This window comes from Cytobacillus firmus DS1, assembly GCF_000565285.1.
Taxonomy (GTDB): domain Bacteria; phylum Bacillota; class Bacilli; order Bacillales; family Cytobacillaceae; genus Cytobacillus; species Cytobacillus firmus_A.
This window is the reverse complement of the sequence record NZ_APVL01000013.1, coordinates 1-16,557: the sequence shown is the minus strand read 5'-3', so window position 1 is coordinate 16,557 and position 16,557 is coordinate 1. Positions and strand designations below refer to the sequence as shown.

Below are 16,557 nucleotides of genomic sequence, written 5' to 3'. Positions count from 1 at the left end.
CGGTTAAAGGGGGGAAAGTTTTGACTGCCAGAAGAGCAATAACCGCCTTTTCATTGTTTTTTGCTCTGCTGCTGCTGGGAAGCCCTATTCAAGGAAAAGCCGATAAAGAAAAAGTACTGATCGTTCCTATCGAGGAAACGGTGGAAAAAGGGCTATATGCATTTTTAAGCAGAGCGGTGCAAACAGCAGAAGAAGAAAATGCATCAGCTATAATATTTGAAATAAATACACCCGGAGGGGCAGTAGATGCTGCCGGGCAAATTGGAAGGCTGTTAACCTCAACAAAGGTAAAAACAATTTCTTTTGTCAATAAGCAGGCCTTATCTGCAGGTGCCTATATAGCTTTGAATACCGATGAAATATACATGGTGCCGGGTTCAACAATAGGTTCAGCCGCAATTATTGATCAGCAGGGAAATACAGCTGGCAAGAAAGCAGAATCATACTGGTTTGCGGCAATGCAGAGTGCGGCCTCACAAACGGACAGAGATCCTGTTTATGCCCTTGCTATGGCAGATGAATCGGTTGACCTGCCGGAATTGGGGGCACCGAAAGGAAAGCTGCTTACCCTCACAGCTGAACAGGCTGAGCAGGTGGGCTATTCGGAAGGCACAGTGGATTCAAGAGCGGAATTACTGAAAGTGCTCAGATTTGATGAAGCTAATATACAGACAATTGATGAAAGCTTTGCAGAAAAGGCAGCCCGTTTTATTACCCACCCTGTCGTCATACCAATTCTATTATCTATTGGAAGCCTCGGGCTGGTTCTCGAGCTGTATTCACCGGGATTCGGCATCCCTGGATTAATGGGTTTATCGTCCCTGCTTCTGTTCTTTTATGGCCATATGGTGGCCGGACTGGCGGGATATGAGACTTTAATTCTGTTTATAATAGGCATTGGCTTAATCATAGCCGAGTTTTTCCTTCCTGGAGGGATTGCGGGAATAGCCGGTATAGCAGCAATACTCGGGAGCCTGTTCCTGGCTTCGGATAATGTGGCTCATATGGGAATATCTATTTTAATTGCTATAGGAGTTTCAATATTGGCATCTATATTAATGATAAAGGTGTTTGGTAAAAAGATGAAATTCTTTAAAAAAATCATATTAACCGATAGCACAAATACTGAAAAAGGCTATATATCAAATAAGAGCAGGCTTGAACTGATTGGCCTTGAGGGCTATGCACTTACGGCTCTAAGGCCATCGGGGACTGTTGTCATCGGGGATGAGCGGATTGACGTTGTCAGTGAAGGGGGCTTTATCCTCAAGGGGGCAATGGTAAAAGTCGTTAAAGCAGAAGGTTCACGTATTGTTGTAAGGGAAATATCTAAGCTTGATTTAGATAAATAAAATTTTCAGGAGGTAGAAATATGTTAGAAGCAGGAACCGTAGCTATTCTGGTTGCCGTTGTACTTGGTGTCATTTTACTTGGGATATTATTCACCTTTGTACCGGTAATGCTGTGGATCTCAGCATTGGCAGCTGGTGTCAGAGTCAGTATCTTTACATTAATTGGAATGAGGCTTCGCCGGGTTATACCTAGCCGTGTTATTAACCCACTAATTAAGGCACATAAAGCAGGAATAGATGTCTCTACAAACCAGCTGGAGAGCCATTATTTGGCTGGAGGTAATGTAGACAGGGTGGTAAACGCCCTAATTGCAGCACATCGTGCAAATATTGATTTAAGCTTTGAACGAAGCGCAGCCATTGACCTGGCTGGCCGTGACGTGCTGGAAGCTGTTCAGATGAGTGTTAATCCTAAAGTAATTGAAACACCATTTATTGCAGGGGTGGCAATGGATGGGATTGAAGTTAAGGCAAAAGCCAGAATCACTGTAAGAGCCAATATTGACCGCCTTGTCGGAGGTGCAGGTGAGGAAACAATCGTTGCGCGGGTAGGTGAAGGGATCGTTTCTACAATTGGTTCCTCGGATAATCACAAGAAGGTGTTGGAGAATCCAGATATGATTTCTCAGACTGTTCTTTCAAAAGGTCTGGATGCAGGCACTGCTTTTGAAATTCTATCGATTGATATAGCGGATGTGGATATCGGCAAAAATATTGGTGCAGAACTTCAGACTGAACAGGCAGAAGCAGACAAGAAGATTGCCCAGGCTAAAGCCGAAGAAAGACGTGCTATGGCCGTAGCTCAGGAACAGGAAATGAAAGCCCGTGTTGAAGAAATGAGAGCGAAGGTTGTGGAAGCAGAGGCACAGGTGCCGCTTGCCATGTCAGAAGCGCTGCGTTCCGGAAATATTGGGGTAATGGACTATATGAATATCCAGAACATCTCGGCTGATACCGAAATGAGGGATTCAATCGGCAATATGAGTGACGACGGCAAAAATGGCCGGAAAAATGACTAAATGATCCCATAAAGGGAGAAGGGAGGAAACTCTCTTGGAATTTTTATTGGAGAATCCTTTTATTCTAATTGCTGTCATAGCTTTCATTTCCTCCTTTTTCAAAAAAAAGAAGGAGGAGAAGCCCGTTAAACAGGCTCCCCGTTCAGTACAGCAGGAGAACCGGGCTCAGGAGGAAAGAACTTCTGCAGATCCTGCTTTGGCCGAAGTGCTGAAAGAGGAAAAAAGGAAGCTGACCGAGAAATCCAGAAGAATAGAGGAAGATTACAGACAGCGCAAACAGCAGGCAGAACAAAGCATGAAGGCTCTCCAGAGTCAGCAGAGAGCTGCTGAAAGAAAAGCAAGCGCAATATCGGGAACAGCAGCCAATACAAAAACAGGATACCCGGTGGAAGCCTCAGGAGCCGGAAAGTTTGAGCCGCAGAAACAGTCGCTTGTTGACGGGATTATCTGGTCCGAGATTCTTGGACCTCCAAGATCAAAAAATCCTCACAGGTCTCTCAACAGAAAGCGGTAAAAAATAAGTGCTAGAACCTTCGTTCATTTCATAAATATGAGATGAAAGGGGGTTCTTTTTTTATGGCAAAAAAGTGGGGACAATTCGTCCGCGGCTGGATGACTAAAAATATGGAGCTTCCTCAAGATGTCATGATGGATCTGCCCCGCATTACAATGATTGGGCAAATCCATATCTATATAGAAAACCACAGGGGATTACTGGCTTTTTCAGATAAGGAATTAAGACTGCTATTAAAGCAGGGGCAGCTATTAATAAGAGGGAAAGCCTTCGTCATAAAAACGATATTGCCGGAAGAAATACTGCTCGAGGGAAAAATTGATTCAGTAACTTATATTACAGACACTGATTAAGAATTCAGGGGGAAGGAAATGAAGAACCAGTGGATCGAATTTTACAGGGGCCTTGTAACAGTTAAAGCAAGCGGGAAAGGAATAGAAAGATTTATTAATGCGCTTACCCGGAGCGGAATCAACATCTGGAATGTAAAGAACCATGGCACGCAATCAGTCACCTTCAAAATGAAATTGGAAGATGCAAAAAAAATAAGGAGCCACGCCAGGAACAGCGATTGCAGAATCGAGTTCCTGCAGCGGGCAGGAGCACCGTTCCTTATGAAAAGGCTGCTGAAAAACAGCGGATTTGCAGCTGGTGCCCTTGCGTTTTTTGCAGTCATTCTCCTTTTATCCAATATGGTTTGGGGCATAGAGATTAAGGGGGCAAATCCTGCGACTGAATATCAGATCATCAAAGAGTTGGACAAGATGGGGGTTAAAAAAGGAAAGCTGCAGTTCTTTGTAAATAACGTGGAGTCTATTCAGCGGACGCTATCCAACAATATTGAGGCAATAACATGGGTTGGCGTGGAATTAAAAGGGACAACCTACCATTTACAGGTAGTTGAGAAAAATGAACCTGAGAAACCCGAGTATTTAAGCCCGCGTCATCTGGTAGCCAAGAAGAAAGCTGTCATTGTAGAAATGTTTGTTGAAGAAGGACGTCCGGTCGTCGATATTCACGATCATGTTCAGCCAGGACAGCTTTTAGTCTCAGGGATAATCGGTAAAGAGGGCCAAACGGAGACTGTTCCTTCAAAAGGGGAGGTTTTCGGGGAAACATGGTATAAATCTGAAGTCATTCTTCCGCTTAAGAGCACATTCAAAGTCTTCAGCGGCAATGAAAAAGTTAAGCATAGCATCACAATCGGAAATCTTGAGATCCCCATATGGGGATTTGGTAAACCGGAGTTTGAAGAGTATGAATTAGAGGAAAATGAGAAAGTAGTAAAGTTTCTGAAGTGGGAACTGCCTGTTTCATATGTAAATAAGACATTCCGTGAAAGAGAGCAAGTCACCAGAATATATTCCAATAAAGAGGCTTTTGAAGCTGCGAAAGATTTGGCAAGAAAAAAAATAAAAAGCAGCTTAGATGAAAATGCTAAAGTTAAGGGAGAAAAAGTTTTGCACCAATCAATTGACAATGGTAAAGTAACTATAGCAATACATTTCCAAATTATTGAGAATATTGCAGAAGGACAACCAATTATTCAAGGAGATTCGGAATGACAGAAGACTTGAAAACAATGAACCTGCAGCTTGAAGATCCTAATGAAGCTATTGCGTTATTAGGCAATTCAGATGCAAACCTAAAAATTATTGAGCAAGAACTGAATGTTTCCATTGTAACCAGGGGAGAATCCGTTTATGTGTCTGGCGAAATGGACAAGGTGGAACTGGCTGGAAAGGTTCTGGATAAACTGCTTTATGTAATCCGGAAAGGAATAAATATAAGCCAGAGAGATGTTATGTATGCTCTTCAAATGGCAAGCAAGGGAACACTAGAGTATTTCAGTGATTTATACGAAGAAGAAATCACAAAAAATGCAAAAGGAAAGTCTATTCGTGTTAAGACTTTAGGACAGCGTCAATACATTCATTCAATCCGCCAAAATGACCTGGTTTTTGGCATAGGGCCAGCAGGAACAGGAAAAACGTATTTGGCAGTTGTCATGGCTGTCAATGCTTTGAAAAATGGGAATGTGAAAAGAATCATTCTTACCCGCCCTGCAGTCGAAGCCGGTGAAAGCCTTGGATTTTTGCCAGGTGATCTGAAGGAAAAAGTAGATCCTTACTTACGGCCTTTGTATGATGCTTTGCATGATATATTAGGTACAGAGCATACTCAAAGAATGATTGAACGAGGCACGATTGAAATTGCACCGCTGGCTTATATGCGCGGAAGAACTTTAGATGATGCCTTTGTCATACTGGATGAAGCGCAAAATACAACTCAGGCGCAAATGAAGATGTTTCTGACCAGGCTGGGCTTTGGTTCAAAAATGATTATTACCGGAGACAGAACACAGGTTGACCTTCCAAGGGGTGTAAAATCAGGTCTGATCGCAGCAGAAGACATACTCAAGGGTGTAAGCGGACTATCATTCGTTCATTTAGAACAAAGTGATGTTGTGCGGCATCCGCTTGTGGCCAGGATTATTCAGGCATACCAAAAAGAAGATAGCCAATGAACCTATAAGCCGCCGTTTTTGGCGGTTTTTTCTTTGCCGGATAAAATCGGCAGGTAATTACTATGGAATTATTTGCTATTAATGAATTGTTTAGGTAACCTGTTAATAGATAGGCCTTTTTCTTGGTGAAAATCGCCAGAAAAACTGATATGATTTTACATAATTAAAAGTTTATTGGAATTTTTTTACCCAGGACAGGAGGGGTAAATGTGCCGAATCTTCAACAGAGTATGACGACAATCAGAAATTTACTTAATATGACCTTTTTTCGTGTTCTCTTATTTGTTCTATTGGGAGTTGCTATGTATTTTTCCATGTATAGCAATGTGAAGCCTGAAAAGCTGGATTTAAGTCTGTTCTCTGTCGCTGAACAGACAATAAGGTCACCCATAACAATTGAGGATAAAGCAAGCACAGAAAGAAAGAGAAAAGAAGCAGAAAATAATGTTAAGGATATTTACGTTGTAAAAAAAGAGATTGCACAAAACAGAGTCGACCTGGTTACCTCTATTTTCGGATCCGTATCAGAAGTGAATGAAGAAGTAAAAGAAGAGATGGAAGAGAAAAAGAAAGCTGCTGCAAATGAGGCCGGCAAAGATGCAGAGGCACCAGACCCTTCCGCACCCGGTCCTGAAGACAAATTGTCCATGGTTAAAGAAAAACTCACTGATGACGTAACACGTGAAGTAACTGATGGAGTTTTCCTTACTTTGCTGCAGGCAAAGGAGGGGGAATTGAGCATTGCGAAAGACCTTACTGTTACTGCCATCAATAAAATCATGAATAATGAAATTCCGGCTGAACAGGTGGAGAACGCGAAGAAGCGTGTTGAAGAAGAACTGAAGTTCACCAGCTTAAATTCAGATTTAAAAAAAGCAGCAATAGAGCTGGGGCGTTATGCAATATATCAAAATCAATTTTATGATCCTGCTGCTACTGAAGAATTGCGGCAGCAGACTATTGAGAGTGTTGAGCCAGTAAAAATCCTTCAGGGACAAATCATTGTTGAAGAAAATCAGCTGATCAGCAGGGACATATACAGGCAGCTTGAACTTGCAGGGCTTCTAGACAGTGTTAATTCGATTCAGCCTTTTATAGGCTTGACTTTAATCATTGTCATTGTTTTATCAGCCCTATATTATTATTTCCACGAATTGAATGTGCAGCGGGAATTAAAGCAAAGCTATTTATTGCTGTTCAGCCTTGTTTTTATCTTATCAATCTTGCTTATGAAGGTAATCAGCCTGTTCCAATATGCTGATTACTCAGAGATAGGATATATTTACCCTGCAGCCATGGGAGCTATGCTGATCAAAATACTGATTGATGAAAAGCTTGCAATGTACTACACAATTATTATGGCGATCTGCGGAAGCATCATTTTTAATGAAGGTGTTACAGGAACTTTCCAGCTGACATCAGCCATTTATATCCTGTGCAGCGGCTTGGCTGCCATATTGTTTTTGAGTAAGCAGAATCGCCGCACCAAAATATTGCAGGCTGGTTTATTCGTGTCTGCAGTTAACATACTTGTTATCTTCTCAATGCTCTTCTTAAGAAATGGCCACTATGAAACGATTGAATTTGGATTTTACTTTGTGATCGCTCTGATTTCAGGTATTTCGTCTGCAGTCCTGGCGATTGGCCTTCTGCCATATTTTGAAGCAGGATTTGGAATTTTGTCTACTATGAGGCTAATTGAACTTTCCAATCCTAATCATCCGCTGCTGAGAAAGATACTGACCGAATCTCCCGGAACATACCATCACAGTGTAATGGTTGCAAATCTTTCCGAGTCAGCTTGTGAAGCTATTGGGGCAAATGGTCTTTTGGCGAGAGTGGGCTGCTATTATCACGATATCGGCAAAACAAAACGGCCGCAATTTTTTATTGAAAATCAGGTGAATATTGAAAATCCGCATGATCGGCTTCCTCCTCAGACCAGTAAGAATATTATTATCGCCCATGCCGCAGACGGTGCTGAAATGCTGAGAAAGCATAAGATGCCTAAGGAGATAGTGGATATTGCCGAACAGCATCATGGAACAACATTGCTGAAATATTTTTACTACAAAGCAAAGCAGAATGGCCTCGAGGTAAAAGAAGAGGACTACCGCTATCCAGGGCCTAAACCGCAATCAAAAGAGTCGGCAGTCATTGGCATCGCGGATAGTGTAGAAGCTGCAGTCCGTTCAATGGCACATCCTACAACAGAGCAAATAGAGGATTTGGTCAAAAAGATAATCGCAGACAGGCTTCAGGATGGACAGCTGAATGAATGTGATTTAACCTTAAAAGAACTGGAAACCGTTTCACACTCGTTCTGTGAAACGTTAAACGGAATTTTCCATTCACGTATTGAGTATCCTGAAATGACAAAACAGAAGGTGAAACAGGCATGAATTTAAGCATTGATTTTTTAGACGAAACGAATGAACTTCAGGAAAATGATATAGCCAAAATTGAGGAGTTAATTAATTTTGCGGCTTCAAAGGAATCTGTGGAGTCCGAAAGCGAAGTATCCATTACTTTTGTGACTAATGAGCGCATCCGCGAAATCAACAGGGAATACCGGGATAAAGATCGGCCGACAGATGTTATTTCTTTCGCGATGGAAGAGCTGGGCGAAGGAGAAATTGAACTGATTGGTGCTGATATGCCGCGGATCCTTGGGGATATTATCATCTCCACTGCAAAGGCGAAGGAGCAGGCGGAGGAATATGGACATTCTTTTATAAGGGAGCTTGGGTTTTTGGCGGTCCATGGCTTCCTTCATCTTCTTGGCTATGATCATGAAAATCCGGATGATGAGAAAAAAATGTTTTCCCGCCAGAAGGATATACTTGATGAATTCGGGCTCACAAGATAAAAAAGTCCGAAAACACAATGTCCTCAAATCCTTTGTATTTGCTTTTTCCGGTATTAGAACAGCGTTATTGAATGAAAGGAATCTGCAGATACATTTGGCAGTATCCCTGGCTGTCATGTTCTCTGGAATATATTTTGGCATTACCAGGCTTGAATGGATGATCATTCTGCTGGCCATCGGGGGAATGTTCTCACTTGAATTGCTGAATACAGCCATTGAGAGGGCTGTGGATCTGGCAACAGAAGATTACCATCCCCTTGCAAAGCAGGCGAAGGATATAGCCGCTGGAGCGGTGCTGGTGTATTCCATTGTAAGTGTAATAATAGGCGGAGTTATATTCCTGCCTAAAATTCTGATATTTTTGCAGTAATGTGAAGCTGTCCGAATGGGCAGCTTTGCTTTTTCTATATTAATGATAAAGGCTGTCAGTAATCTGCTGAGAATTATCATGCCTGAGTTTGAAAACGTTCACTGAATCAGCTAAAATGACAGAACAGCAATAAATTACGCAGGCTGGGAAGATACGCAGGGGATCCCATTTAGAAAACACTGGCCATATAAAATTTAATCAGTCTGAATATTTTTAGAAAATTCAATTTTTTTATTACGTTTTTGCTACAAACGATGAAAATCAAAGTAAAATGTTGTAAAATATAAGAGAAGCGGCTGCCAGCCCTATGAACCATGGTTGCATGAGGAGCAGCTCCGTTTTTACAGGAAAGGAAGAAATATTTGTGAACAACGATCAGCTTATACAGGAAGCGAAGATTGCAAGAGATAGAGCATATGTGCCATATTCAAAATTCAAAGTGGGAGCAGCGCTATTAAGCAGTGACGGTCAGGTTTTTCACGGCTGCAACATAGAAAATGCAGCGTACAGCATGTGTAATTGCGCTGAAAGGACTGCGCTTTTTAAAGCATATTCTGATGGCATAAAAAGCTTTTCGGCCATTGCTGTTGTTGCTGATACAGACCGTCCTGTCCCACCGTGCGGTGCATGCAGACAGGTAATATCCGAATTATGTCCGCCTGAAATGAAAGTTGTTTTAACCAACTTAAAAGGGGATATTAAAGAATTAACAGTTGAAGAATTACTGCCAGGAGCATTTTCACCGGAGGATTTACATGAATAATACACAACAAGGACACAAATCAGGCTTTATTTCAATAATCGGCAGACCGAACGTAGGGAAGTCAACATTCTTAAATCGCGTAATTGGGCAGAAAATTGCCATTATGAGTGATAAGCCGCAAACAACGCGCAATAAGGTTCAGGGTGTCCTGACAACCAATGACGCACAATTTATTTTTATTGATACGCCAGGAATCCATAAACCAAAGCATAAACTGGGAGACTTTATGATGAAAGTTGCCCAAAATACACTAAAAGAAGTGGATGTCATCCTGTTTATGGTAAATGCCCAGGAAGGCTTTGGACGCGGTGAAGAATTCATACTTGAGAAATTTCAGTCAGTCCGTACACCGATTTTCCTTGTGATTAATAAGATCGACCAGGTACATCCAGATGAACTTCTTAAAATTATTGAGTCATACAAGGAAAAGTACGAGTTCAGCGAAATTATCCCCATTTCTGCTTTAGAAGGCAATAATGTAGAGACTTTGTTAGGACAGATAAAAAAATATATTCCGGAAGGGCCGCAGTTTTATCCTGCTGATCAAGTAACAGATCACCCAGAAAGATTTATCGTTTCCGAACTGATCAGGGAAAAAGCGCTGCATTTAACAAGAGAGGAAATACCCCACTCGCTGGCTGTAACTATTGATAAAATGGAGCGCCGCGAAGACAAGGATGTCGTTCATGTCATGGCTACGATCATTGTGGAACGTGACTCCCAAAAAGGCATTGTGATTGGAAAGCAAGGAAAAATGCTCAAGGAAATCGGAAAAAGAGCAAGGGTGGATATTGAAAATCTTCTTGGGTCACAGGTTTTTCTGGAGCTTTGGGTCAAAGTTCAGAAAGACTGGCGCAATAAAATGTCTCAGCTCCGCGATTTTGGGTTCCGTGAAGATGAGTACTGAACCAGCCCTAATTAAAGTATTATCCATTTCTGGTTTATATGCATACAGGTGATTGACAATATTTTCGTCTCATGATTTTACAAAGACAGGCTATGATATATATAAATGTATTGGGATAAAGAATTGCTAGTTGAATAACTGAAAGGTGGGGTTTTCGATGATGGATTTTACCTGGAGAGTGTTTTCCCAGACAGGAAATATTGACACATATCTTCTCTTCAAGGAGCTAGAAAAGGAAACTCAGGATATACCCGGCAGCAATGATGAAGAGCTAGCAGAAGCAGATTTTCCCATCTCATAGGTTTGTCGAAAGACAGGGATGGTGTCACAGTTGCTTGATAAATGTGAAGGCATCGTCATCAGGACAACTAATTATAGTGAAACAAATAAGATAGTTACTTTATATACCCGTGAATGGGGAAAAGTTGGTGTGATGGCACGAGGAGCGAAAAAGCCGAACAGCAGACTTGCTGCTGTCACCCAGATTTTTACATACGGGAATTTTTTAGTTCAGCGCGGAAGCGGTCTGGGTACCCTGCAGCAGGGGGACATGATTTCATCCATGCGATCTATTAAAGAAGATATTTTTCTGACGGCTTATGCAAGCTATATTGTCGATTTGACTGATAAAAGCAGTGAGGATAAGAGGCCCAACCCATTTTTGTTCGAATTGCTGTATCAGACGCTAAATTTAATAAACGAAGGATATGACCCGGAAATTCTCACGAACATTTATGAAATGAAAATGCTGAATGGTCTGGGTTTATATCCAGTTCTTGATCAATGTTCTGTCTGCGGCAGCACAGATGGGCATTTTGCATTTTCTATCCGGGAAAACGGCCTCATTTGTCACCGCTGTCTTGATAAGGATTCTTATCATTATAAAGTATCACAGGCGACAATTAAGCTGCTGCGCCTGTTTTATTTTTTTGACTTGTCCAGGCTCGGCAATATCTCGGTTAAACCTGAAACCAAAGCTGAATTGAAGAAGATTATATCTGCTTATTATGAAGAGTATTCCGGCTTAAACCTTAAGACTAAGAAGTTTCTGAATCAAATGGACAAGTTTAATGATCTTATATAATGAGTTCATTTTTGCTTTACTTAAGATTGACAATCCAATGTGATTCCGCTATGATTCAAATTAATAAAATAACATTGCTGTGAAGGAGAAGAGTACTTAACTTTTTCTCATTAAAGCGAACCCGGGACAGTGGGAGCCGGGTATGGATGGTTAAGGAAGGGCGCTCCGGAGCAATATTGTCTATCGACAACCAAAGAGGCTGCGCTCAAATTCGCAGCAAATAGGGTGGAACCGCGGGTAAACTCTCGTCCCTATGCCATGTGGGCATAGGGACGGGAGTTTTTTATGTTCACAGAAAGATGGAAGTTCTGTAGGTAGACAGCTGCTATGTTCATAAAGGTTTATTTTACAACAAATAAGAAAGAGGTGTCCTATGAATATTCAAAACATGATATTAACACTTCAAAAACATTGGTCTGAACAGGGGTGCATCCTGATGCAGGCTTATGATACTGAAAAAGGCGCAGGTACGATGAGCCCTTATACATTTTTAAGAGCGATCGGACCAGAACCGTGGAATGTGGCTTATGTAGAGCCTTCACGCCGTCCGGCCGATGGCCGTTATGGAGAGAATCCAAACCGGCTTTACCAGCATCATCAATTCCAGGTGATCATGAAGCCGTCACCGGATAATATCCAGGAGCTGTATCTTGATTCACTCAAGGCATTGGGCATTGACCCGCTTGAACATGACATCCGGTTTGTAGAAGATAACTGGGAAAATCCTTCTCTGGGATGCGCGGGCTTAGGATGGGAAGTGTGGCTTGATGGAATGGAAATAACACAGTTCACATACTTCCAGCAGGTAGGCGGATTGGAATGCAAGCCTGTATCTGTTGAAATTACATACGGAATTGAAAGGCTAGCCTCCTACATTCAAGATAAGGAAAATGTGTTTGATCTTGAATGGACAGAAGGATTTACGGTTAGGGATATCTTCCTGCAGCCTGAGTTTGAGCATTCGAAATACACGTTTGAAACATCTGATCAGGAAATGCTCTTCAATTTATTCAATATCTATGAGAAAGAAGCACATAGGCAAATGGATGAAGGGCTTGTGCACCCGGCTTATGACTATGTATTGAAATGTTCCCATACTTTTAACCTGCTTGATGCAAGGGGAGCGATCTCAGTAACAGAAAGAACAGGCTATATTGCACGATGCCGGAATCTGGCCAGAAAAATAGCCAAAACCTTTTATGAAGAGAGAGAAAAACTTGGCTTTCCAATTCTAAAGGATAAGGAGGAAGGATCTCATGAATAAGAAAGATCTTCTGCTGGAAATTGGACTCGAAGAAATGCCTGCCAGATTTGTCACTAATTCAATGAATCAGCTTTCAGATAAAGTGAAATCATGGCTGTTGGAAAAGAAAATATCTTTTGGCGAGATCAGCGCTTTCTCCTCTCCACGCCGTTTGGCTGTTCTTATTACGGGAGTGGATACCGCCCAGGAGGACATAAATGAGGAGGCGAAAGGACCTGCGAAAAAAATCGCACTAACCGGGGATGGAGAATGGTCAAAAGCTGCTGTTGGATTCAGCCGGGGGCAGGGAGCTTCTGTTGAAGATATATTTTTTAAAGAAATTAACGGTGTTGAATACGCCCATGTCAGCAAATTCATTAAAGGACAGGAAACAGCTGCACTGCTGCCTGAGCTTCAGCAGATTGTCACCTCGTTATCCTTTCCGAAGAATATGCGCTGGGCAAACCAGGATCTGCGCTTTATCAGGCCGATCAAATGGCTTGTGGCATTATTCGGAAATGAAGTTATTCCTTTCTCAATCACGAATGTTCAGACTTCCAACCTTACAAGGGGGCATCGTTTTCTCGGGGAAGAGATTGAAATTAACAATCCCTCTGACTATGAAAAGTCCCTGCTGGCACAATATGTCATTACTAACCCTCAGGAAAGAAAAAGTGCTATTCTCTCTCAATTGGAAAAAATTGAGGAAGAGAATGATTGGGTGATTCCTGTTGATGAAGATTTATTGGAAGAAGTAAATAATCTGGTTGAGTACCCGACAGCATTATATGGCAAATTTGAAGAAGAATATCTGGAACTTCCGGAAGAGGTTTTAATTACCTCAATGAAAGAGCATCAGCGCTATTTCCCTGTAAAGTCAAAAGAAGGCAGGCTTCTTCCTTACTTTGTTACAGTCCGGAATGGATCTCATGAACATTTGGAGAAAGTAGCTAAAGGAAATGAGAAAGTATTGCGGGCAAGACTTTCTGATGCAGCTTTCTTCTACAGGGAAGACCAAAAAACGGATATCGCAGCATCGCTCGAAAAACTTAAAAACATTGTGTATCATGAAGAAATTGGAACACTTGCTGAAAAGGTAGATCGTGTCCGCCGGCTGGCTGCGAAACTGAGCGAGAATCTTGACTTCAGTGATGAAGCAAAAGCAGTGACAGACCGCGCTGCTGAAATCTCAAAGTTTGACCTTGTTTCTCATATGGTTTATGAATTTCCTGAGCTGCAAGGTTTTATGGGGGAAAAATACGCCCTGCAAAAAGGTGAAAAAGAAGCTGTGGCGCGTGCAATTAATGAACATTACATGCCGCGCAATGCAGAGGACCGGACGCCAGAAAGTGATGCCGGTGCAGTGCTGTCCATTGCTGAAAAGCTGGACACAATTGTGTCATCCTTTGCAATTGGGATTATTCCAAGCGGTTCCCAGGATCCATATGCCTTAAGAAGACAGGCATCGGGTATCATCCAGACGTTATTGGCGAAAAACTGGAATCTGAAACTCGAAGAATTGATTTCATTATCTTCTGAGACCGTTCTTAATGCGGATATTGGAAAGAAATCAAAAAGTGAATTGATGCAGGAATTAGTTTCTTTCTTTAAATTAAGAATTAAATTCATGCTGCAGGAAAAAGCAGTGCGCTATGACTTAATTGAAGCTGTTTTAGGAAATGATATCGGCTCCGTGCCTTCACTTGTGAATAGAGCCCAAGTTTTGGAGTCCCACAAGGATGCTGAAGTCTTCAAGGAAAGCATTGAAGCTCTTAGCCGGGTAATCAACATTGCTTCTAAGGCAGAAGATAAAGGGGATATAGACAGCGGCTTATTTGAAAATGAAAGCGAAAAAGCTCTGTTCAGCAAATATTTATCTGTAAGCGAGGAATTGAGAAAAGAGGTTAACGAGGAAGAAGCCTTTAACTTGCTAATCAGCTTGAAACCTGAAATTGATCAATACTTCGAGCATACTATGGTAATGGATGAGAATCAGGAAGTTCGCCGCAATAGGCTTAACCAAATGGCACATTTGGCAGATATGATAAAGAAATTTGCAAATATGAATGAAATAATTGTTAAGTAATAAGCTAAAATTTTGCGTTTTATGCTTGAATACGATTAAAATCTAAGTTAAAAGACAGCTGTCGTGGCTGTCAGGAAAGAGCCTGGTTATCATACTGACGGGCTCTTTCGTATTTTGGGCATATTAGGCAGCATAAAGCAAACTAATATGAAACACATCTTTTCATTTATGACAAATAGTATATAATAATTATATAAAAGTATAACCTTATTATAATGGGAAATGAGTGCCAATAGCATCTCCTTTTCAGATTAGGTGGTGAGGAAAATCGAATTAAATAAAAGGCAGGAAAAAATCATAGAAATCGTTAAGGAAAACGGCCCGATCACTGGTGAGAGTATTGCCGAACAGCTTAGTTTAACGAGGGCAACACTAAGGCCGGATCTGGCTATATTAACGATGGCTGGCTATTTGGATGCCCGTCCGCGTGTAGGCTATTTTTATACAGGGAAGACTGGGGCCCAGCTGTTGACAGAAAACCTTCAGAAGCTATATGTAAGGGATTATCAATCCATTCCTGTAGTGGTTAATGAGAATGTTTCGGTATATGATGCAATTGTGACAATGTTTCTTGAAGATGTCGGAACATTATTTGTTGTCGATCAGGGTTCACTGCTTGTTGGGGTTCTGTCAAGGAAGGATTTACTGCGTGCAAGTATTGGCAAGCAGGAGCTAAATTCCATCCCTGTAAATATCATCATGACTAGAATGCCTAACATTACTATGTGTGAAAAAGATGATTTGCTCATAGAAGTTGCTAAAAAGCTGATTGAAAAGCAAATCGACGCCCTTCCTGTTGTAAAAAAGACGGAGAAAGGGTTCGAGGTAAACGGCAGGATAACCAAAACAAATCTGACAAAAGCATTCTTGGCTCTGGCCGGGGAAAAGTAGCAATGTAAGAAGGAGATGGTGTTGAAGGATGGAAAAATTGCCCGTCATTTACGTCGTTTCGGACTCAGTGGGAGAAACGGCCGAACTTGTAACAAAAGCTGCAACGAGCCAATTCAATGGCAGTGATATATCTATTAAGCGTTTTCCATATGTTGAAGAGAAAGTACATATTGATGAAGTCATCTCGCTCGCAAAGCTGGATAATGGAATGATAGCCTATACGATGGTCAAGCCGGACATGAGGAAATATATTAACCAGAGGTCTGCTGAAGAAGGGATATATGCCTTTGATATTGTTGGTCCTTTAATGGATCAAATCCAAAGAGCCTGCGGCATTACACCTCTTTTTGAACCAGGACTGGTCAGAAAGCTTGATGAGGATTATTTTAAAAAGATTGAGGCAATCGAGTTCGCTGTCAAATATGATGATGGCCGTGACCCTCGTGGAATATTAAAGGCTGATATAGTGCTTATTGGTGTATCAAGGACTTCAAAAACACCTCTTTCCCAGTATCTTGCCCACAAGCGCCTTAAAGTGGCTAACGTGCCCCTTGTGCCTGAAGTCGATCCTCCAGAAGAGCTGTTTCTTGTCCCGCCGGATAAGTGCTTCGGCCTGAAAATCAGCCCTGAGAAATTAAACTTTATCCGAAGAGAGCGCTTGATATCATTAGGTCTAAGCGACAATGCAAGCTATGCTAATATAGAGAGAATCAAAGAAGAAATTGGTTACTTTGAAAAAACCGTTTCCAAAATTAAATGCCCGGTTATTGATGTCACGAACAAAGCTGTAGAAGAAACAGCCAATATGATTTTAAATCAATATCGGAAAAGCTTTCCGAAAAGCTAGCACATAAATTCTTTATGTGCCTTTTCTTTTTGCGTGCCCAGTAAGCCGTTAATTGCTAATTGGTGAAAGTCCAATCTGAGTAAGT

Annotated in this window: 17 protein-coding genes and 1 other annotated feature; all 17 genes read left to right on the top strand. The window is 41.6% G+C overall.

Translation table 11 applies throughout. The annotated features are described in order from the left end of the window. Positions 1-20: 20 nt before the first annotated feature. The 17 genes from PBF_RS16630 to PBF_RS16555 all read left to right on the top strand — a co-directional run bounded on the left by PBF_RS16630 (position 21) and on the right by PBF_RS16555 (position 16,472). Positions 21-1,352 (top strand): NfeD family protein, encoded by a 1,332-nt coding sequence (locus tag PBF_RS16630; RefSeq protein WP_035331151.1) that lies wholly within the window; start codon positions 21-23, stop codon positions 1,350-1,352. Between the two features lie 20 nt (positions 1,353-1,372). After that, positions 1,373-2,371, top strand: coding sequence for a flotillin-like protein FloA (floA, locus tag PBF_RS16625; protein WP_035331150.1), 999 nt, complete (start codon positions 1,373-1,375; stop codon positions 2,369-2,371). A gap of 34 nt (positions 2,372-2,405) precedes the next feature. After that, on the top strand, positions 2,406-2,885 hold the full coding sequence (locus PBF_RS16620; protein ID WP_035331148.1) for a hypothetical protein: 480 nt from the start codon (positions 2,406-2,408) through the stop codon (positions 2,883-2,885). Between the two features lie 62 nt (positions 2,886-2,947). After that, positions 2,948-3,238 carry a sporulation protein YqfC gene (yqfC, locus tag PBF_RS16615; RefSeq protein ID WP_035331147.1) on the top strand — a complete coding sequence of 97 codons (291 nt, stop codon included), beginning with the start codon at positions 2,948-2,950 and terminating at the stop codon, positions 3,236-3,238. 18 nt (positions 3,239-3,256) lie between these two features. After that, positions 3,257-4,450 carry a sporulation protein YqfD gene (gene yqfD / locus PBF_RS16610; RefSeq protein WP_035331146.1) on the top strand — a complete coding sequence of 398 codons (1,194 nt, stop codon included), beginning with the start codon at positions 3,257-3,259 and terminating at the stop codon, positions 4,448-4,450. Further along, positions 4,447-5,412 carry a PhoH family protein gene (locus tag PBF_RS16605; protein WP_035331144.1) on the top strand — a complete coding sequence of 322 codons (966 nt, stop codon included), beginning with the start codon at positions 4,447-4,449 and terminating at the stop codon, positions 5,410-5,412. The genes yqfD and PBF_RS16605 overlap by 4 nt, the downstream gene beginning before the upstream one ends. A 209-nt stretch (positions 5,413-5,621) precedes the next feature. Further along, positions 5,622-7,814, top strand: coding sequence for an HD family phosphohydrolase (locus PBF_RS16600; protein ID WP_152539697.1), 2,193 nt, complete (start codon positions 5,622-5,624; stop codon positions 7,812-7,814). Further along, a complete protein-coding gene (gene ybeY / locus PBF_RS16595; RefSeq protein ID WP_035331142.1) occupies positions 7,811-8,281 on the top strand; it encodes an rRNA maturation RNase YbeY in 471 nt (156 codons plus the stop codon). The genes PBF_RS16600 and ybeY overlap by 4 nt, the downstream gene beginning before the upstream one ends. After that, positions 8,259-8,651, top strand: a complete 393-nt coding sequence (locus tag PBF_RS16590; protein WP_035331141.1) for a diacylglycerol kinase family protein — start codon at positions 8,259-8,261, stop codon at positions 8,649-8,651. The genes ybeY and PBF_RS16590 overlap by 23 nt, the downstream gene beginning before the upstream one ends. 364 nt (positions 8,652-9,015) lie before the next feature. Continuing rightward, complete coding sequence (locus PBF_RS16585) at positions 9,016-9,414, top strand: cytidine deaminase (RefSeq protein ID WP_035331319.1); 399 nt, start codon at positions 9,016-9,018, stop codon at positions 9,412-9,414. Then, positions 9,407-10,321: a GTPase Era gene (gene era, locus PBF_RS16580; RefSeq protein ID WP_035331139.1), complete on the top strand. Its 915-nt coding sequence runs from the start codon at positions 9,407-9,409 to the stop codon at positions 10,319-10,321. The genes PBF_RS16585 and era overlap by 8 nt, the downstream gene beginning before the upstream one ends. A 157-nt stretch (positions 10,322-10,478) precedes the next feature. Then, positions 10,479-10,622: a YqzL family protein gene (locus PBF_RS25210; RefSeq protein WP_009332996.1), complete on the top strand. Its 144-nt coding sequence runs from the start codon at positions 10,479-10,481 to the stop codon at positions 10,620-10,622. Positions 10,623-10,652: 30 nt separating this feature from the next. Beyond that, complete coding sequence (gene recO / locus PBF_RS16575; protein ID WP_035331138.1) at positions 10,653-11,405, top strand: DNA repair protein RecO; 753 nt, start codon at positions 10,653-10,655, stop codon at positions 11,403-11,405. 70 nt (positions 11,406-11,475) lie between these two features. Next, positions 11,476-11,661, top strand: a binding site (T-box leader). 117 nt (positions 11,662-11,778) lie between these two features. Further along, on the top strand, positions 11,779-12,669 hold the full coding sequence (glyQ, locus tag PBF_RS16570) for a glycine--tRNA ligase subunit alpha (RefSeq protein WP_035331136.1): 891 nt from the start codon (positions 11,779-11,781) through the stop codon (positions 12,667-12,669). Continuing rightward, the gene (gene glyS / locus PBF_RS16565) at positions 12,662-14,734 is read left to right on the top strand and encodes a glycine--tRNA ligase subunit beta (RefSeq protein ID WP_035331134.1); all 2,073 of its coding nucleotides are present in this window, start codon (positions 12,662-12,664) and stop codon (positions 14,732-14,734) included. Before glyQ ends, glyS begins: the two co-directional genes overlap by 8 nt. A 255-nt stretch (positions 14,735-14,989) precedes the next feature. After that, on the top strand, positions 14,990-15,625 hold the full coding sequence (locus PBF_RS16560; RefSeq protein WP_035331133.1) for a helix-turn-helix transcriptional regulator: 636 nt from the start codon (positions 14,990-14,992) through the stop codon (positions 15,623-15,625). Positions 15,626-15,653: 28 nt separating this feature from the next. Beyond that, entirely contained in the window at positions 15,654-16,472 is an 819-nt protein-coding gene (locus tag PBF_RS16555; RefSeq protein ID WP_035331132.1) for a pyruvate, water dikinase regulatory protein, read from the top strand. The last annotated feature ends 85 nt before the right edge of the window (positions 16,473-16,557 follow it).